Here is an 18,161-nt window from a genome sequence, read left to right as displayed (position 1 = left end):
GTCAGGGGCACGGGAGGTCAGTGCTTGCGGCGGCGGCGCACCAGGAGGGCGATCAGCAGCGCGACGACGGTGACCCCGGCGGCCGGGGCCGCGTAACGGGTCATCGCGGCCGACCCGGCCACCTCGAGCAGGTCGATCGGCTCGGGCTCGGCCGCCGGCTGGGGGCGCGGGCCCGCTGCCGGGGTGCTCTTGGCCGGGCTGCCGCCGGCCGGCCGGTTCGGCGGGGCGGTGGTGCGCACCGGCGGGCGGCTCGGGGCCTTCTTGGCCGGGGCGCCGGCGGAGACGTCCGGTGCCGTCGTCGACGCGGGCTCGGCGGTGATCTCCTGGTCCTCCACCGTGCCGGTGCCGGAGAACGGCGCAGCGCCGGTGGCCGCGGGTGCGGTGTCCTCGGCGGCCGGCGCGGTGTCCCCTACTGCGGGGGCGGTGGAGGCAGCGGCCGGGGCGTTCTTGGCCGGCGGGGCCAGCGGGTCGGGCACCTGCGCGGTGACCGGGGCTGCCTTCGCCGGGGCGGCCTTGGCGGGTGCTGCCTTCGCCGGCGCGCTCTTGGCCGGGGCGGCCTTCTTGGCCGCCTTGGCCGGGGAGGCGGCCTGCTCGGCGTCGGCGGCCTTGTCGGCAGCCGCAGCGGCGGTCTTCTTAGCCGCCGCACCGGCCTTCTTCGCCGCCGCGGCCGCGGGGGTGTCGGCGGCCGCGCCCTCGACGGACATGGCGGCCTCCTCCACGACCCCCGCGGTGGTGGCAGCGGCCTTGGCGGCCGCGGCGGTGACCTTGCCCGTCACCGTCGGCTCCTGCGGGCCCGTCGCCGCGGCGGCCCGGGCCGCGTCGCCCTGGGCGTCACCGCTGGCCAGCTGGGCGGAGAGCTTGTCGGCGAACTGGCCGAGCAGCTTGTTGCCCACGTCGGTCATCACGCCGCGGCCGAACTGGGCCGGGCGGCCGGTGATGTTCAGGTCGGTGAGGACGTCGACGCGGGTGGTGTCGCCCTCGGCGGCCAGCGTCGCGGTGATCACCGCCGCGGCCGTGCCGTTGCCGCGCTGGTCCTTGCCCCGGGCGTCGATGACGGCGCGGTGCGCGGCCTCGTCCTTCTCCACGAACTCGGCCTTGCCCTGGTAGGTCAGGTTGATCGGGCCGAGCTTGACCTTGACCCGGCCGGTGAACTCGTCGCCGGTCACCGAGTCCAGGGCCGCCCCGGGCATGCAGGGCGCGATGCGCTCGATGTCCAGCAGCACCCGCCAGGCCTCGTCGATGGGCACCGGGACGGTGAACGCGTTCTCCAGCTGCACTGCAGGACCTCCGAGTGTGGACGGCCCGGGTGGGAGGCGACGAGTCGGCGACAGCCCGTCCGGGTCGTGCGGTGATCACGGCGAGACGGCGACGCTACCGCGCCGCGCCGCGCCCGTTGCCGACATCCGATCACGACCGGCGGCACGGCGCAGGTGGGAGGCCGGCGGCGCGCCGGGCCGGCCGTGACGGACCGGTCCGGCGCGCCCTCGTCACAACCCGGCTGCGGCCGCCACGGCCCGCCGGGTCAGCACCTGGGCGAGGTGCTGCCGGTAGTCGGCCTGCGCGTTGAGGTCGTTGCTGGGGCTGGTGCCCTCGGCTGCCTGGGCGGCCGCCGCGGTCACCGTCTCCATGCTCACGTCCACCCCGACCAGCGCCGCCTCGGTGGCCCGGGCCCGCAGCGGGGTGGGCCCCATGTTGGTCAGCCCGATGCGTGCCTCCGCGATCCGGCCGCCCTCCCGGCGCACCGCGGCCGCCACGGCGACGATCGACCACGCCTGGGCCACCCGGTTGAACTTCTCGTACCGCACTCCCCAGTCCTCGCCGAGCTTGGGCAGCCGGATCTCCACCAGCAGCTCCCCCTCCTCCAGTGCGGTGGTGAGGTAGTCGACGAAGAAGTCGGCCGCAGCGACCGTCCGCCGTCCGCCGGGCCCGGCGATGACGAACTCGGCGTCCAGGGCGAGGGCGACGGCGGGCAGGTCACCGGCCGGGTCGGCGTGGGCGAGGGCGCCGCCGAAGGTGCCGCGGCGGCGCACCTGCCGGTCGGCCACCGTCTCGGTCGCCTGCACCACCAGCTGCCCGTACCGGGCCAGCAGCGGGTCGGCCAGCACGTCGGCGTGGGTGGTCATCGCCCCGACCACGAGCTGGTCGCCCTCCTCCCGCACCCCGCGCAGACCCTCGACCCGGGTCAGGTCGACGACGGTCTCCGGCGCGGCCAGCCGCAGCCGCATGACCGGGATCAGCGACTGCCCGCCGGCGAGGACCTTGACGTCCTCACCGCCGTCGGCGATCGCCTGCAGCGCCTCCTCCACCGTCGTCGGGCGGGCGTAGTCGAACGGTGCGGGAATCACAGGTGACCTCCGGAGGACGACGGGTCGGTGGACGCGGCAGCGGCCTCGCCGGACGAGGCACCCTGCGCGTTGGAGCGGGCCGCGGCCCGGTCGCCGCCGTCCGTGCCCTCGTGCACGGCCCGCCAGACCCGTTCGGGGGTCAGCGGCATCCGGATGTCGGTGACGCCCAGGTGCCGGACGGCGTCCAGCGCGGCGTTGACGACGGCCGGGGTGCTGGCGATGCAGCCGGCCTCCCCCACGCCCTTGGCACCCAGCGGGTTGCTGGTCGCCGCGTGCACGGTGTTGCCGGTGTCGAAGTGCGGCAGGTCGGAGGCGGCCGGGACGAGGTAGTCGACGAAGCTGCCGGTGGTCAGGTTGCCGTCGGCGTCGTAGATCGCCTCCTCGTACAGCGCCTGCGCGATGCCCTGGGCCAGGCCGCCGTGCACCTGCCCCTCCACGATCAGCGGGTTGACGATCGTGCCGACGTCGTCCACGCAGGCGTACTTGCGGATCGTGACGGACCCGGTCTCGGTGTCGACCTCCATCGCGCAGATGTGCGTGCCGTGCGGGAAGGAGAAGTTCTCCGGGTCGAAGGTGGCCTCGGCGTCGATGGTCGGCTCGACGCCCTCGGGGTAGTCGTGCGCGGCGAAGATCGCCAGGGCGACCTCCTGGATGCCGATCCCGGCCCCCGGCGTCCCGCGGACGGTGAACTTCCCGCCGGTGAACTCCAGGTCGTCCTCGCTGGCCTCGAGCAGGTGGGCGGCGATCACCCTGGCCTTCTGCACGACCTTCTCCGCGGCCTTGACGACGGCGGTGCCGCCGACGACCAGCGAGCGGGAGCCGTAGGTGTCCAGCCCGCGGGAGGAGATCGAGGTGTCGCCGTGCAGCACCTCGACGTCCTCGAACGGCACACCGAGCTGGTCGGCGACGATCTGGCTCCACGCCGTCTCGTGGCCCTGCCCGTGCGGTGTGGAACCGGTGACCACCTCGACCTTGCCGGTGGGCAGCATCCGGATCGACGCCTGCTCCCAGCCGCCGGCGCCGAACGCCAGCGAGCCCAGCACCCGCGACGGCGCCAGCCCGCACATCTCGGTGAAGGTCGAGAAGCCGATGCCCAGCTGGACCGGGTCGTTCGCCTCCCGGCGGCGCTGCTGCTCGGCGCGCAGCTCGTCGTAGCCGATCAGCTGCAGGGCCTGTTCGGTCGCCTGGTGGTAGTCACCGGAGTCGTACTCCAGGCCGGCGACGGTGGTGAACGGGAACTCCTCCGCGCCGATCCAGTTCTTCCGGCGCAGCTCGAGGGGGTCCATGCCCAGCTCGACGGCGAGCTCGTCCATGATCCGCTCGATCGCGAAGGTGGCCTCCGGCCGGCCGGCGCCGCGGTAGGCGTCGGTGGGCACCTTGTTGGTGAAGACGCCGTCGCACTCGAACCGGTAGGCGGGGAACTTGTAGATGCCGGGGAACATGAACGCCCCCAGCGCCGGCACGCCCGGGGTGATCAGCCGCAGGTAGGCGCCCATGTCGGCCAGCAGCCGCACCCGCAGGCCGCGCACCGTGCCGTCGCGGTCGGCGGCGATGTCGATGAACTGCACCTGGTCGCGGCCGTGGTGGGCGGTCATCAGCGACTCGCTGCGGGTCTCGGTCCACTTGACCGGCTTGCCCAGCCGCCGGGCGATCAGCAGGCAGAGGATCTCCTCGGGGTTGACCTGCAGCTTGCCGCCGAACCCGCCGCCGACGTCGGGGGCGATCACCCGCAGCTTGTGCTCCGGGATCCCGGTGACCATGGCCGCCATGACCCGCAGGATGTGCGGGATCTGGGTGGCCGACCACATCGTGTAGTTGTCGCCGGAGGGCTGGACGACGACCGACCGGGGCTCCATGAACGCCGGGATGAGCCGCTGCTGGACGAAGCGGCGGCTGACCGTGACCTCGGCGTCGGCGAAGGCACCGTCGGTGTCGGCCCCGGTGCCGGCCTCCCCGGCGTCGAAGACGAAGTGGTAGCTGGTGTTCGAGGTCGTGGAGTCGTGCACCAGCGGTGAGCCCTCCTGCACCGCCTGCTCCATGTCCAGCACCACCGGCAGCGGCTCGTAGTCGACGTCGATCGCCTCCAGGGCGTCGGCGGCGGCGGTGCGGCTGCGGGCCACGACCACCGCGACGGCCTCACCGACGTGGTTGACCCGGTCGACGGCGATCGAGGGGTGCCCGGGGTTGACCATGTCCGGGGTGACCGGCCATGCGCAGGGCAGCGAGCCCTGCTCGTCGGCGAGGTCGCGGCCGGTGTAGACGGCGACGACGTTCGGCCGCTCTTTCGCCGCACTCACGTCCAGGTGGGTGATCCGGCCGTGCGCGACCGGGCTGCGCAGCACCGCCAGGTGCAGCATCCCGGGCAGCACCATGTTGTCGGTCCACGTCGTCTTCCCGGTGATCAGCCGGGCGTCCTCCTTGCGGCGGCGCGCCTGCCCGACCTCCTTGGCCGGAGCGAGGTCGACGGGGGTGCCCGGGACGGCCGGGTCGTCGGTGACGGTCATGCCTGCACCGCCACGTGCTCGGCGGCCGCGGTGTCGACGACGGCGGGTGAGGCCTCCGGGTCGTCGGCGGCCGTGCCGTTCATCTCGGCGGCGGCCTGGCGCACCGCCCGGACGATGTTCTGGTAGCCGGTGCAGCGGCAGAGGTTGCCCTCGATGCCCTCCCGGACCTCCTCGTCGCTGGGGTCGGGGTTCTCCTTGAGCAGGTCGATCGAGGCCATGATCATCCCCGGGGTGCAGAAGCCGCACTGCAGGCCGTGCATCTCGTGGAAGGCCCGCTGGACCGGGTGCAGGGTCGCGGTCGGGCCCTCACCGGTGACCACGCCCTCGATGGTGGTGACCTGGCAGCCGTCGGCCTGGACGGCGAGCACCGTGCACGACTTCACCGCGTTGCCGTCGAGGTGGACCGTGCACGCGCCGCAGTTGCTCGTGTCGCAGCCGACCACCGTGCCGACCTTGCCGAGCTGCTCCCTCAGGTAGTGGACCAGCAGGGTCCGGGGTTCGACGTCGTCCTGGTAGGACGCTCCGTCGACCCGCACGTTGATCTGGGTCACCGAGTCCTCCGCTCCGTTGCAGGGCAGGTGTGGCCGGCATCACCCCGGCCTCGGCGTGAGTGTGTCAGCGGACACACGCCGCACGCCAGAGCGAGCCGGACGGCGGCCCCGCCGACGACCGAGGGCAGCCGAACGCGACTGCGTCCGGCTGCCCTCGTCGTGCTCACGTGCAGGTCAGAGCTGGCCGACCACCGTGCCGTCATCCCGTGCCGTCGGCCCGGACCGTGCGCGCACCCCGCTGCCGGGCCCGGCCCGGCCGACGTGCGACCCGGCCGGGCAGCTGGGCACCAGCTGTGCTCGCCGTCAGACGGCGGCGAGCTCCCGGCGGCGCAGCACGGCGGAGGCCAGCAGGAACCCCAGCCCCAGCACCGCCAGGCCGACGCCGACCGCGCTGGGTGCCCGATAGCCGTAGCCGGCCGCGATGACCAGCCCGCCGAGCCAGGCACCGAGGGCGTTGGCCGCGTTCAGCGCGGAGTGGTTGAGCGCCGCGCCCAGCATCTGCGCGTCGCCGGCGACCTCCATCAGCCGCAGCTGGAGCAGCACGACCATGGTCGAGGCCGCGGCCGCGATGGTGAACACCGTCGCGGTGAGCGTGAACGCGTTGCCGGCGGCGACGACCATGACGGCCAGCAGCACGCCGGTGGCGATCGTGGCCCCGACCAGGGAGCGGAACAGCGCCCGGTCGGCGAGCTTGCCGCCCAGCACCGTGCCGAGCACGCCACCGATCCCGAACGCCAGCAGCACGATCGGCACGAAGCTCGCCGGGCGCCCGGCGACCTCGGTGACGATCGGGGCGATGTAGCTGTACATGGCGAACATGCCGCCGAAACCGACGGTGGCCACGCCCAGGGTCAGGATCACCTGCGGCCGCCGGAGCGCGCCCAGCTCCGACCGGATGCTCGCCTCCGACCGCCCAGGCACCGACGGGACGACGATGAGCACGGCGAGCACCGTCAGCGCCCCGATGAGCACCACGGCCCAGTAGGCCGACCGCCAGCCCAGGTGCTGCCCCAGCCAGGTGCCGGCCGGCACCCCGGCGACGTTGGCCACGGCCAGCCCGAGCATCACCGAGCTGACCGCCCGGCCGCGCAGGTGCGCCGGCACCAGAGAGGCGGCGATCAGCGAGGCGACGCCGAAGTAGGCGCCGTGCGGCAGGCCGGCCACGAAGCGGGCCAGCACGAGGCTGCCGTAGCCGGAGGCGAGGGCGCTCAGGGCGTTGCCGACGACGAAGGCGGTCATCAGCGCCATGGCCATCGCCCGCCGGGGCAGCCGGGCACCCAGCGAGGCGATCACCGGGGCGCCCACCACGACCCCGAGCGCGTAGGCGGAGATCAGGTGCCCGGCGGAGGGGATGCTCGCGTCGATCCCCGCGGCGATGTCGGGCAGCAGGCCCATGGTCACGAACTCGGTGGTGCCGATGGCGAAGCCCCCGAGGCCGAGCGCCACCGTCGCCAGCACCGCAGTCCGGGCGGAGGGGAGGGGCGGGGCCTGCGTCGTCCTGACCGTGGGGGGTGCGCTCACAGTGGGGCCAAGACGGTGCCCGCGCGCCGCATTCCCCGCGACTGCACCCTCTTCGGGTGTTTCGGCACAAGTCGCGGGGCCGGCCTGCCGATGGTGGACCGATGACCGGCACGCGGGCCGCCACGGCCGACCAGCGACGACGCCCGGCGGGGAGCCGCCCCGCCGGCGCGCGGCGCGCCCCGGCCCGCCGCCGTCGCGACCACACCCGCTGGTTGGTGCCGCTGCTCGCGGTGACCGTCGGCGCGGTGGTGCTGGCGCCGCAGGTGACGCCGGCGCTGGTCGACCTCACCGCCTCGACCGAGACCGTCGCCCCAGAGCCGGCCACCACGCCGCCGCCCACGCCCACGCCCACGCCCACGCCCACCCCGGTGCTGGCCCAGGCGCAGGGCGTCGACACGCTGGCCGACGTCGCCGACTCCCGCGCGACCGCGGCCTCCCGCGCGGCGGTCGCGGCCGAGGGCGGGCTGGCCATCCCGCAGCCACCCCGCCCCGGGCGGATCACGATCATGCCCAACGCCGCCGTCGGGCGGGCACCGCAGTACGAGCAGCGCCCGGACCCCTGCGGCGGGGCCGGCACCACACCGCGCCGGATCGTGCCGGGGGTCGTGCCCGGGGCGGGATCGGCGACCCTCGACTGGATGTCGGACCCCCGGCCCGAGGTGCTCGGCTACCGGGTGCAGGCGGTCAGCCAGCGGCTCGTGGGCGGCGTGCAGCCCCCGCCGGTCGTGCAGGCCGTCGCCCAGGTCCAGGGCTGCCAGCCGATGACCGTGACGATCGCCGGGCTGACCTCCGGCGTCCCCTACGTCTTCTGGTTCGAGGAGCAGGTGACCAGCGCCAGCACCGGGGTGACCCGGCTGGTGCAGGTGGGCACCACCGAGGCCGTCGTCATCGGCTGACACTGGCTCCCCGGGCCCGGCGCCGGGGCCTCACCTCGCGGGAGACCCCGGCGGGACCGGTGTGGCCGTCGGCCGTCAGTGGACGGCGACCGCGGCGTCCGTGGTGTCGACGTCGGCCAGCTGCCACGGCCGGACGACGGTGACGAGCACGACGATCGCCAGCCCCAGCGACCCGACGATCACGGTGCCCATCGCGACCGCGTCGTTGCCGAGCAGGCCGACCAGCGGCGAGACGGCCGCGCCGACACCGAACTGCACCGCGCCGAGCAGCGCCGCCGCGGTGCCGGCGGACTCGCCGTGCCGCGACAGCGCCAGGGCCGGGGCGTTGGGCAGCGCCAGGCCGCAGGCGAACAGCACCGCCCACAGCGGGATCGCGACGGCGAACAGCCCGCCGGTGTCCGTGGCGGCCAGCAGCAGCAGCGCCAGCCCGGAGAGCGTGCCGGCCACGGTGCCGGCGACCAGCACCTGCGCCGGGGAGAACCGGCGCAGCAGCACCGGGTTCAGCTGGGTGGCCGCGATCAGCCAGAAGGCGCCGGCGCCGAAGAGCAGCCCGAACTGCTGCTCGTCCAGGCCGAACTGGTCCTGGTAGACGAAGGAGGAGCCGGAGACGTAGGCGAACAGGCCGGCCATGGTCAGCCCGGCGACCAGCACCAGACCGACGTAGGCGCGGTCACCGAACAGCGACCGGTAGCCGCGCAGCGTGCCGGCGACCCCGTCGGTGCTGCGCCGCTCGGGCGGCAGCGTCTCGCGGATCAGGAAGAAGCCGACGGCCAGCAGCGCCAGCCCGTACAGCGCCAGGATCACGAACACCCCGCGCCACGAGGTGAAGCGGAGCACCTCACCGCCGATGGTGGGCGCGAGCACCGGTGCGGCGCCCAGCACCAGGAACAGCCGGGAGAGCATGGTGGCCGCCGCGCGGCCGTCGAACAGGTCACGGACGACGGCGATGGCGATCACCGCGCCGGCCGCGGTGCCCACGCCCTGCAGCACCCGCAGCGCCCCCAGGACGGCGATGTTCGGCGCGAGCAGCACCAGCAGCGACGCGACGACGTGCACCGCGGTGCCGGCCAGCAGCGGGCGGCGGCGGCCGAACCGGTCGGACAGCGGCCCGAGCACCAGCTGACCCAGCGCGAGGCCGATGAGCGTGCCGGTGAGGGTGAGCTGCACCGCCGCCGACGTCGTCTCCAGCTCGGTGGTGATCGTCGGCAGGGCCGGCAGGTACATGTCGATGGTCAGCGGCCCGAGGGCGACGAAGGCGCCCAGGGTCAGCGCGAGGCGCGCGGTGCGCGGCTTCTCGATCGTCGGTTCCGGCCGCTGCGTCGCGGCGGGCCCGGCCTGGGCGGTGGCTGCCACGGGGGCGGCGGCGCCCACGGGTGGGGCGGCGGTTCGGCTGTCCTGGGTGGCGGTCATCGGGTCCCCCTGGTCGGTGCTGTGCTCACGCAGGACCGACGCTGGCCACGCTCGCGGTACGGGGGGAGAAGGCTGCACGGTGCAACCGCATTCCACGTCGTCGGACAGTTCACCCGTCAGTCACCTCGCGGACGACCTCGGTGGTCGACACGCAGCGCACTCGGCAGGCCAGGGGAACGGGCGCGGATCGGGCCCGGCCGCGGGAAGCCGGTCGCTACGGTGCCGCTCTGGCACCAGCTCCCCCGGAGGCCGCCATGACCAGCGAGCTGCCCGACCCTCCCGCGGTGAAGTGGCCCGGGGACGCCGCCTACGCGGCCGACGGTGGCGATGTCGGGGAACCGATCCGTTCCCTGCTGCAGGGGCTCCGCCTGCTCGAGACCCCGGCCCAGGAGCGGGAGGGGGTGAAGCTCACCCAGGGGACCCCGGTGAGCCTGCAGGTCCTGACCTCCGGGGCGACGTCGATCGCGAAGTGGTGGACCGGCCTGATCGCGACGATCGGCGGTGGTGGCACCGTCCTGGCGGCCATCGACAACTGGCAGGCCGACCCCGCCAACGACACCGCGCGCTCGGTCGCGATCCTCGGGGTGGCGCTGCTCGGTTCAGCGGTGGTCCTGTCCATCGCGCTCATCGTCCGGGCGGACGTGTCCGGGCGAGCGGCCGCCACGACGGCGGAGTACGCGGCACGGGCACAGGTGGCCGAGGCGATGTTGGACAACATGCAGTACGGGCGGCCGGCGCCGGCCGCACCGCCGCCCCGGTCCTACTACTGGGCACAGACGGACTACGGCTGGTTCCCGGTCACGGACTTCGCCTGGCGCAACGGGGCGCTCGTGGCGGTCCTGGACGACGGGCGGGGCGACGCGGGCGGCGGGACGGTGGCCACCCCCGCCGACCTCCGCTCGCTCATGCCCTACCCCCCGAACGCCGGGACCGGGAGCTCCCGGGTGGGCTGACCGGCTCCGGCGCGGCGGGGAGCAGTGCCCGCACCGAGCGGGCCCGCAGCGCACCGGCCCACAGCCCCGCGCCGTACCCGAGGTCCTCCAGCCGGCGCCCGGCGGCGAAGGCACGGAGGTCGATCTCCCGGCGGTGCGGCCACCAGGCGAGGACGGCGTCCCCCGCAGCGACCGCCGCGACGGTCCACCGCGCCCGGCGGGAGACCGCGGCCGCCGCCAGGGCCAGCGGCCAGTGGTGCCGGGTGACCGTGCGGGCCAGCGCCCGCCCGGACGACGCCGTCCCCCGCACGACCAGCGACGCCGCCCAGCCGATCGGGAGTGGCTGCCCGGGTGCGGCGACCCGGCGGGCCAGCAGCACACTCGCCCGGCCGAGCACCCCGACCGCGCCCACGACGCCGAGCCGGCCCCCGAACACCGGCAGCGCCCACGCGGCCAGCGACCACGGCGAGATGACCAAGGGGGCGACCAGCGCTCCGTGCCGCTCGGCGAGCAGCGCCGCCCCGGTGCCGTAGAAGGCCCGCCGGCGCAGCCAGTCGCCCAGGGCGACCCGGTGGTCGTGCGCCACCCTGGCAGCCGGCTCGTACCGCACCCGCCAGCCCGCGCCGGTCAGCCGCCAGACCAGGTCGACGTCCTCGGCGACCGGCATGGTCTCGTCGAACCCGTCGCCCAGCGCCACCCGGCGGGCCAGCAGCGCGGCGCTGGGCACGTAGGAGACGGCGGTGCCCGGCGCGACCCGCACCGCGGCCGGCCCCATGTCGAGTGCGCTGCACAGCCCCTCGTAGCGGGCCACCCAGCCGGGCTGTACCGACCCCAGCGCGGTGCCCCCGGGCGCCGGGTCCAGCGCGGTGATCCGTGGCGCCGGGTCCAGCGCGGTGCCCCCGGGCGCCGGGTCCAGCGCGGTGATCCGCGGCGCGACCAGCGCCAGCCGGGGGTCGGCCAGGTGCCCGGCGAGGACGGCCAGCCACCCCGGCTCGGGGACGCAGTCGGAGTCGACGAAGGCCACCAGCGCGGTGCCGGCCGCCCGCAGCCCGGCGTTGCGGGCAGCTGCCGGGCCGCGGGCGGTGTCGTGCCGGACCACCCGGGCGTCACCGGCCGCGGCGACGACCGCGGACGGTTCCGCGGAACCGTCGTCGACCACGACGACCGGGCAGCCGGCGGTGCCCGGGTCGGCCCGCAGCGCGGTGAGCAACCGGGCCAGCCCGGCGGTGCGGTTCCGCACCGGGACGACCACGGTCACGTCCGGCCGGGGCACCGGGTGCACCTCGGGCCCGGCCACCCCGGCGTCCAGCAGCCGCGCGGCGAGCGCGGCGGACCGGCCGTCGGTGACCACCAGCCGGTCGCCGGTCAGCAGCTCCCGGGCGGCCGGGGCGAGCCGCAGCAGCCGGGCCGGGGAGCCGCCGAGCAGCGCCGTCCCGCCGTCCCTCCGCTGCACCCCCGGGGCCAGCCGGACGGCGAACCCGTCGGGCAGCCGGTCGCCGGGCGGCGCGGGCAGGCTCATCGGCCGGCGAGCACCGCGTCGGTGGTGGTGAGCGTGATCAGCGGCGCGTACAGCGCATCGCGGCCAGCGCCCGCTCGTGGTCGGCGTCGGTGGCCCCGGCGCAGGCGTCGGCGACCACGTGCACCGGCACCCCGGCGTCGGCAGCCGGCAGTGCGGTGGAGAGCACGCAGCAGTCGGTGGAGACGCCGGCGAGCACCAGCGGCCCCTGCCCGACCAGGGCGGCGAGCTGCGGGCCCCACTTGCCGAACGTCGTCGCGGTGACCACCGGGGCCCCGCCCGGGTCGTCGACCAGCGCGTACAGCGGGGCGTCCGGGGAGGTGAGCGCGAACGGGAACTCGGCGTAGTAGGGCACCCACGCCCCGGCCGGCTCCGCCGGGGCGACGAACCGGGTGTGCACCACCCGCCCGGCGAAGGCGGCCGTCAGCCGGCGGATCGCCGGGTGCACCTCGGCGAACCGCGGCGCGCCCCAGGGAGAAGCGGCGTCGGCGAAGACGTGCTGGACGTCGACCACGACGAGGACGCCGCCGGTCACCGGCACCCCGGTCACCCGGCCTCCTGCTGCCGGACGGCCCCGCGCCGCAGCAGCAGCGTGCCGGCGAAGCCGACCACCAGCGCGACGAGGACGCCGAGGTTCGCGAACGCCCAGTCGCCGTCCTTGCCGCCCAGGCCCAGCGGCCCGAGGAGGTAGCCCTGCCACTGCAGCCACCCGGCGTAGGTGTTGGTGACCAGCCCCCAGCCGAGCACCGTGCCGGCGGCCAGCAGCGCCAGCGGCACGGGCGGGACGGCGCCGTAGCGCCCGCGCGGGTCGTAGAGCGCGGCCTCGTCGTAGTCGCGGCGGCGCAGCAGCAGGTCGGCCAGGACGATGCCGCACCAGGCGGCGACCGGCACACCGAGGGTGATCAGGAAGCCCTGGAACTGGGTGAAGAAGTCGCCCTCGGCGAGGAAGACGACCCAGACGGTGCCCAGCACCATGAGCGCGCCGTCGATCGAGGCGGCGACCGGGCGCCGGATGCGCACCCCGGCGGCCAGCAGGGCCAGGCCGGAGGAGTAGATGTCGAGCAGCGCGCCGCCGATCAGTCCGAGCACCGCGACCACCGCGAACGGCACCAGGAACCAGGTGGGCAGCAGCGTGGCCAGCGCCCCGATCGGGTCGCCGCCGATCGCCCCGGCCAGGTCGGGCGAGGAGCCGGCCAGCAGCAGCCCGACCACCAGCAGCACCGCCGGGGCGAGCGCGGAGCCGAACGTCGTCCAGCCGACGACGCCGCGGGTGGCGGCGGTGCGTGGCAGGTAGCGGGAGTAGTCGGCGGCGGCGTTGACCCAGCCGAAGCCGTAGCCGGTCATCACGAAGACCAGCGCCCCGATGAAGGCGGCGGTCGACCCGGCCGGGACGTCGCCGACCGCGGACCAGTCGATCTCGTCGGCGACCAGGAGCAGGTAGACGACGGTGAGCACGCCGGTGACCACGGTGATCACCGCCTGCATGCGCATGATCAGGTCGAACCCGAGCACACCGCCGGCGACGACCAGCGCAGCGACCACGACCAGCGCGACCAGCTGGGTGGCCGTGCCACCGCCCCAGCCCAGCTCGGTGAAGACCGTCGCGGTGGCGAGGGTGGCCAGCGAGCAGAGCACCGTCTCCCAGCCGACGGTCAGCACCCACGACAGCACCGCGGGCACCCGGCCGCCGGTGACCCCGAACGCCGCACGGCTGAGCACCAGGGTGGGCGCCGAGCCACGCTTGCCGGCGATGGCGATCAGGCCGCAGAGGGCGAAGCTGGCCACGATGCCGACCAGGCCGGCGACGACCGCCTGCCAGAACGAGATGCCGAAGCCGAGCACGAACGCGCCGTAGGCCAGGCCCAGCACGCTGACGTTCGCGCCGAACCACGGCCAGAAGAGCTGCCGGGGCGTGCCCTTGCGCTCGGCCTCGGCGATCACGTTGATGCCGTTGGTCTCCACCGCCACCCGCGGGGTGGGGGCCCCCGCCGGCGCGCCCGTCTCCCCCGCCGCCTGGTGCGCCATCGGTGCTCCGTCCTCGCCGGCGGGGTGCTGGTGCCCCGCTCCCGGAGCCGGACCATAACCGCGGTCACCGACACGGCCACCGCACTCCGCGCGCCGATGCATCGACACCCGATGCATGCGCGCGCTAGCGTCCCGGCATGGACGCCCGGCCGCTCACCGAACCCACCTTCCTGGTGCTCGCCGCGCTCGCCGACCGTCCCCGGCACGGTTACGGGGTGATCGGGGAGGTCGAGGCGCTGTCCGGCGGCCGGGTCACGCTGCGGGTGGGCACGCTCTACGGCGTCCTCGACCGGCTGGTCGCCGAGGGCCGGGTCGAGCCCGACCGCGAGGAGGTGCACGCCGGCCGGGTGCGCCGCTACCACCGGCTCACCGCGGCCGGCCGGCAGGCGCTGGAGGCCGAGCTGGCCCGGCAGGAGTCCAACGCCCGCGCCGTCCGGGCCCGGCTCGCGGTGCGGCCGGCATGAGCCCGCTGGAGCAGCGCTACCGGCGGCTGCTGACCTGGCTGCCCGAGCCGGCCCGCTCCCGGTGGGCCGACGACATGACCGAGACCTGGCTCGAGGCGACCACCGCCGACGACCCGGAGTACGCCGAGTTCGGCAGCCCGACGCTCGCCGACCGGCTGGACGTCGCCCGGCTGGCCCTGCGATTGCGGCTGGGGGCACCGGGCGCGTCGGTGCGGGCGGTGGCCACCGGGCGGACGGTGCGGCTGGTCGCCGTGGCCGGCACCCTGGCGCTGGCCTCGATGGCGCTCGTCGGCCTGGTGTCGACGGCGTGGCTGCACGGCCTGCTGCCCCTGGTCGACGCCCCCGAGCCCGGACCGGTGGAGTGGGGACCGCGGGCCGCCGTCCACACGGTGGGCAGCGGGCTCACCGTTGCCCTGGGCGCCTGCGCACTCCGCGGGCTGCGCGCCACCCGCCCACTGGCCCTCGCAGTGCTGGCCACGCTGCTCGTCGAGGTGGTGACGACGGTGGGCCCGGGCGTGCTGCCGACCCAGCTGACCGTCGCCGTGCCGCTGCTCGCCGCCGCCCTGGCGCCGACCGGGCCGCCGGTGCGCCGCCCGAGGTGGCCGGTCTGGCTCGGCCTGCTGGTGCTCGGCCCGTGGGCGGTCGGGCTCGCACTGCTGACGCTGCTCCCCGGGGACCCGGCCGGCGGGCTGCTCGCCCTGGGCGACCCGTTCGTCCAGCTGGGGATCGCGCTGGTGGCCACGGCCGGGATGCTGCTCGTCCGCCGCCGGCCGGAGCGGGGGTCCGCCGAGCTGGCCGCCGCCGTCCTGGGCCTGGCCCTGCTGCCCGCCCTGGCGAGCCGGCTGCCCTACGACACCCCCGCCGGCTACGCCCCGACCGTGCTGACGGTCACCGTCGGCGTGCTGCTGTCGGCGGCGGCCACCGGGGCGGTGGGGGCGCGGGCACTGCGCGCCCTGCCGGCCGACGTCCCGGCCTGACCCGGACACGACGACGCCGCCGGGCCCACGCGGGCCCGGCGGCGTCGATCAGGGAGTGCGGGCGCTCAGCCGCGGGTGCGGGCGCCGTACCGCTGGTTGAACTTCTCGACCCGGCCGGCGGTGTCGAGCACGCGCTGGTTGCCGGTCCAGAACGGGTGCGAGGACGAGCTGATCTCGACCGGGACCACCGGCAGCGTCTCGCCGTCCAGCTCGATCGTCCGGGTCGTCTCGACCGTCGAGCGGGTCCGGAAGGTCTCGCCCGTCGAGGTGTCCTGGAACACGACGGTGCGGTACTCGGGGTGGATGCCGTTGCGCATGGTGGTCTCCTCGGTCTGCGCGGGACGTCCGCCCCCGGTGGGGCGGGCTGATCGCGACTGTCCTGGTCAACCGCGGGAGGACGTCGGCTGTTCCCGGCCCGGACGGTGACCGGACCGTGACCTCGATGTGGTTAGGTCAGCCTCACCTGACCATCTCGAAGGAGCTCGCATGACCCGCCTCACCCTCCGCGGCGCCGCCCTCGTGGCGACCGCACTCGTCGTCACCAGCTGCGGCGGCACCGACGCCAGCGACGACACCGGCGCCGAGGGCGGTGGCAGCACCAGCAGTTCCTCGGGCGCCTTCCCGGTCACCGTGAGCACCGCCTTCGGCGACGTCGAGGTCCCCGAGGAGCCGACCCGCGTGGTCGCCCTCGGCTGGGGTGACGCGGAGACCGCGCTCGCGCTGGGCGTGCAGCCCGTCGGCGCCAGCGACTGGCTCGGCTTCGGCGGCGAGGGCGTCGGCCCGTGGGCCGAGGGCGAGTACGACGAGGCCCCGGAGATCATCGAGACGCTGGAGCCCAGCATCGAGGCGATCGCGGCGCTGGACCCCGACCTGATCCTCGACACCAAGTCCCCGGCCACCCAGGAGCGGTACGACGCGCTGAGCGAGATCGCCCCGACGATCAGCCAGCCCGAGGGCACCGACCCCTACGTCGTCTCCTTCCAGGAGCAGATCGACCTGATCGGCCAGGCCCTGGGCAAGACCGAGGAGGCCGAGGCGATCAAGGACGAGGTCGACCAGGCCTTCGCCGACGCCGCCGAGGCGCACCCGGAGTTCGACGGCACCGAGGTCGCCGTCGCCGCCTACACCGCCGAGGGCTTCGGCGCCTACGTGCGCGGCGACTCCCGCGTCGACTTCATGGAGCAGCTCGGGTTCACCAACGCCCCGGCCGTCCAGGACCTGGCCGGGGAGAGCTTCTACGTCACGGTCAGCGAGGAGCAGCTCCCGCTGCTGGACGCCGGCCTGACCGTCGCCTTCCCGATCTTCGTCGAGGCCAGCGAGATCACCGGCAACCCGCTGTGGCAGTCGATCCCGTCGGTGCAGGCAGGCAACTCCGTGGTGCTGGACGACGAGACGCTGACCAGCGCGTTCTCCATCGGCACCCCGCAGGGCATCCAGTACGCGCTGGACAACGCGGTCCCGCTGTTCGCCGACGCGCTGGCGGGCTGAGCACCGGCACTCCCTGCACGACCGCACCACCGGCGCCGCCGGGTGCGCACCTGGTCAGCCCAGGAGCCGCCCGGCGGCGTCGGCGTCCCAGCCCCGGACGGCGACGACCAGCCGGTCGACCAGGTCGGCGAGCATCGCCGCCCCCTCCGCCGCCGAGGCGCCCGACGGGTCGCCGAGCACCCCGAGCGGGCTGACCGCGCGCACCCCCTCGGCCCGCAGCCGGGGCAGCAGCTCGCTGATCGGCGCGGTCTCCCCCGCCTCGGCCAGCTCCGCCCGCACCCGCGCCGGTTCCACGTGCAACAGCAGTGACGTCTCGGTCCGCCCGGCGTGGGCATCGCCGCCGGGCACCCCGCACGGGAACCAGGCGACGTCCCGCCCCTCGTGCCGCAGCCGGGGCACCGCCGTGCGCAGCGCGTCGAGGTTGCCGCCGTGCCCGTTGACCACCAGCAGCCGGCCCGCCCAGCGGCCCACCGAGCGCCCGTACTCGACCAGCAGCTCGGTCAGCGCCTCGGTGCCGATCGAGATGGTGCCCGGGAAGCCCTCGTGCTCGCCGCTCGCGCCGTAGGCCAGCGCCGGCGCGAGCACCGCGTCGGCCAGCTCGGGGACGACGCCCTCCGCCACGGCCTGCGCGATCACGGTGTCGGTGGTCAGCGGCAGGTGCCGGCCGTGCTGCTCGACCGACCCGAGGGCGACGACGACCAGCGGCGACCGCCCGTCCAGGTCCGGCCAGGTGGCCTGCTGCAACCTCACGGCGGGAACCCTGTCAGACGGGGTGTCACCGTGCGCCGGACCGGGCACGGGCACCCCATGGCCACAGACGAGACCCGCAAGGTGGCGGAGCTGCTCAAGGACGAGCGCATCGCCGTGTTCACCACCACCGCCCCGGACGGCACGCTCATGAGCCGGCCGATGGCCATGCAGGAGATCGAGTTCGACGGCGACCTGTGGTTCTTCGCCAGCCGGGGCTCCCGCAAGGTCGCCCACGTCACCGCCAGCCCGCAGGTCAACGTGGCCACCTCCGGCAGCGACAGCTGGGTGTCGCTGACCGGGCACGCCGTGGTGATCGACGAGCTGGAGCGGAAGAAGAAGTTGTGGAACAAGGCCGTGGAGGCCTGGTTCCCCGACGGCCCGGAGGACCCGGACATCGTGCTGCTGCGGGTGGAGGCCGCCTCCGCGGAGTACTGGAACTCCCCCGGCGGGCGGATCGCCTCGGCGATCAGCTTCGCCAAGGCCAAGGCGACCGGGCAGCCGTACTCCGGCGGCGAGAACGAGCGCGTCGACCTCTGAGCCGCAGCCGAGCACCGTCGCCGTCCGGCTGCGCGGCGTCGGTGCCGGCAACCTCCGCCGTCCCCCCGCACCAACGGCTGTCCTCCCGCAGCAACGCTGGTGCGGGGGGACAGCCGGTGATCAGGTCAGGTGAGTTCAAGCGGTCGTTGCATCACCTGTTGGTTGAGGTGGTGAGAGTAGGTCGTTGAGGGCTTCGGCGGGGGTTCGCCAGCCGAGGGTCTGGCGGGGTCGGCCGTTGAGTTCGG

17 protein-coding genes are annotated in these 18,161 nt (G+C 75.3%); 6 read left to right on the top strand and 11 right to left on the bottom strand.

The features are described 5' to 3' along the window. Window positions 1-17: 17 nt before the first annotated feature. The 5 genes from ACJTNH_RS09215 to ACJTNH_RS09195 form a co-directional block, all read right to left on the bottom strand. On the bottom strand, window positions 18-1,277 hold the full coding sequence (locus ACJTNH_RS09215; protein ID WP_458174839.1) for an SRPBCC domain-containing protein: 1,260 nt from the start codon (window positions 1,275-1,277) through the stop codon (window positions 18-20). Window positions 1,278-1,487: 210 nt separating this feature from the next. Further along, the gene (locus ACJTNH_RS09210; RefSeq protein ID WP_458174837.1) at window positions 1,488-2,345 is read right to left on the bottom strand and encodes an FAD binding domain-containing protein; all 858 of its coding nucleotides are present in this window, start codon (window positions 2,343-2,345) and stop codon (window positions 1,488-1,490) included. Further along, on the bottom strand, window positions 2,342-4,849 hold the full coding sequence (locus tag ACJTNH_RS09205; protein WP_458174835.1) for a xanthine dehydrogenase family protein molybdopterin-binding subunit: 2,508 nt from the start codon (window positions 4,847-4,849) through the stop codon (window positions 2,342-2,344). The genes ACJTNH_RS09210 and ACJTNH_RS09205 overlap by 4 nt, the downstream gene beginning before the upstream one ends. Further along, window positions 4,846-5,400 (bottom strand): (2Fe-2S)-binding protein, encoded by a 555-nt coding sequence (locus ACJTNH_RS09200; RefSeq protein WP_458174833.1) that lies wholly within the window; start codon window positions 5,398-5,400, stop codon window positions 4,846-4,848. The genes ACJTNH_RS09205 and ACJTNH_RS09200 overlap by 4 nt, the downstream gene beginning before the upstream one ends. Before the next feature lie 303 nt (window positions 5,401-5,703). Next, window positions 5,704-6,846 carry an MFS transporter gene (locus tag ACJTNH_RS09195; protein WP_458174831.1) on the bottom strand — a complete coding sequence of 381 codons (1,143 nt, stop codon included), beginning with the start codon at window positions 6,844-6,846 and terminating at the stop codon, window positions 5,704-5,706. Window positions 6,847-7,022: 176 nt separating this feature from the next. Here ACJTNH_RS09195 and ACJTNH_RS09190 point away from each other — a divergent pair, with 176 nt between their 5' ends. Beyond that, window positions 7,023-7,817, top strand: coding sequence for a hypothetical protein (locus ACJTNH_RS09190; protein WP_458174829.1), 795 nt, complete (start codon window positions 7,023-7,025; stop codon window positions 7,815-7,817). A 75-nt stretch (window positions 7,818-7,892) separates the two neighbouring features. Here the strand turns inward: ACJTNH_RS09190 and ACJTNH_RS09185 are convergent, their stop codons facing one another. Further along, complete coding sequence (locus ACJTNH_RS09185; RefSeq protein ID WP_458174827.1) at window positions 7,893-9,227, bottom strand: multidrug effflux MFS transporter; 1,335 nt, start codon at window positions 9,225-9,227, stop codon at window positions 7,893-7,895. Window positions 9,228-9,481: 254 nt separating this feature from the next. Between ACJTNH_RS09185 and ACJTNH_RS09180 the strand changes: the two genes are divergently transcribed. Beyond that, window positions 9,482-10,180 carry a hypothetical protein gene (locus tag ACJTNH_RS09180; protein ID WP_458174825.1) on the top strand — a complete coding sequence of 233 codons (699 nt, stop codon included), beginning with the start codon at window positions 9,482-9,484 and terminating at the stop codon, window positions 10,178-10,180. Here the strand turns inward: ACJTNH_RS09180 and ACJTNH_RS09175 are convergent. From ACJTNH_RS09175 to ACJTNH_RS09165, 3 genes are read right to left on the bottom strand one after another with little or no spacing between them, the layout of a single operon-like run. Continuing rightward, entirely contained in the window at window positions 10,131-11,678 is a 1,548-nt protein-coding gene (locus tag ACJTNH_RS09175; protein ID WP_458174823.1) for a glycosyltransferase, read from the bottom strand. The two genes, ACJTNH_RS09180 and ACJTNH_RS09175, sit on opposite strands and share 50 nt — an antisense overlap. Before the next feature lie 37 nt (window positions 11,679-11,715). Continuing rightward, the gene (locus ACJTNH_RS09170) at window positions 11,716-12,225 is read right to left on the bottom strand and encodes a cysteine hydrolase family protein (protein WP_458174821.1); all 510 of its coding nucleotides are present in this window, start codon (window positions 12,223-12,225) and stop codon (window positions 11,716-11,718) included. Next, window positions 12,222-13,700 (bottom strand): purine-cytosine permease family protein, encoded by a 1,479-nt coding sequence (locus tag ACJTNH_RS09165; protein WP_458174819.1) that lies wholly within the window; start codon window positions 13,698-13,700, stop codon window positions 12,222-12,224. The genes ACJTNH_RS09170 and ACJTNH_RS09165 overlap by 4 nt, the downstream gene beginning before the upstream one ends. Window positions 13,701-13,837: 137 nt before the next feature. On the opposite strand from ACJTNH_RS09165, the gene ACJTNH_RS09160 reads away from it, so the two are divergent. Together ACJTNH_RS09160 and ACJTNH_RS09155 are read left to right on the top strand one after the other, a co-directional pair. Next, on the top strand, window positions 13,838-14,164 hold the full coding sequence (locus ACJTNH_RS09160; protein WP_458174817.1) for a PadR family transcriptional regulator: 327 nt from the start codon (window positions 13,838-13,840) through the stop codon (window positions 14,162-14,164). Continuing rightward, window positions 14,161-15,141, top strand: coding sequence for a hypothetical protein (locus ACJTNH_RS09155; protein ID WP_458174815.1), 981 nt, complete (start codon window positions 14,161-14,163; stop codon window positions 15,139-15,141). Before ACJTNH_RS09160 ends, ACJTNH_RS09155 begins: the two co-directional genes overlap by 4 nt. Before the next feature lie 65 nt (window positions 15,142-15,206). Here the strand turns inward: ACJTNH_RS09155 and ACJTNH_RS09150 are convergent, their stop codons facing one another. Further along, the gene (locus ACJTNH_RS09150) at window positions 15,207-15,458 is read right to left on the bottom strand and encodes a type B 50S ribosomal protein L31 (RefSeq protein ID WP_299953223.1); all 252 of its coding nucleotides are present in this window, start codon (window positions 15,456-15,458) and stop codon (window positions 15,207-15,209) included. Between the two features lie 169 nt (window positions 15,459-15,627). Between ACJTNH_RS09150 and ACJTNH_RS09145 the strand changes: the two genes are divergently transcribed. Continuing rightward, window positions 15,628-16,629, top strand: coding sequence for an ABC transporter substrate-binding protein (locus tag ACJTNH_RS09145; RefSeq protein WP_458174813.1), 1,002 nt, complete (start codon window positions 15,628-15,630; stop codon window positions 16,627-16,629). Window positions 16,630-16,683: 54 nt separating this feature from the next. Here the strand turns inward: ACJTNH_RS09145 and mftE are convergent, their stop codons facing one another. Beyond that, entirely contained in the window at window positions 16,684-17,379 is a 696-nt protein-coding gene (mftE, locus tag ACJTNH_RS09140; RefSeq protein WP_458174811.1) for a mycofactocin biosynthesis peptidyl-dipeptidase MftE, read from the bottom strand. Window positions 17,380-17,436: 57 nt separating this feature from the next. On the opposite strand from mftE, the gene ACJTNH_RS09135 reads away from it, so the two are divergent. Further along, window positions 17,437-17,916, top strand: a complete 480-nt coding sequence (locus ACJTNH_RS09135; protein WP_458174809.1) for a pyridoxamine 5'-phosphate oxidase family protein — start codon at window positions 17,437-17,439, stop codon at window positions 17,914-17,916. Window positions 17,917-18,161 lie beyond the last annotated feature (245 nt).

The sequence above is a fragment of the Modestobacter lacusdianchii genome (genome assembly GCF_054177765.1).
This window is presented reverse-complemented; position numbering and strand designations above follow the sequence as displayed.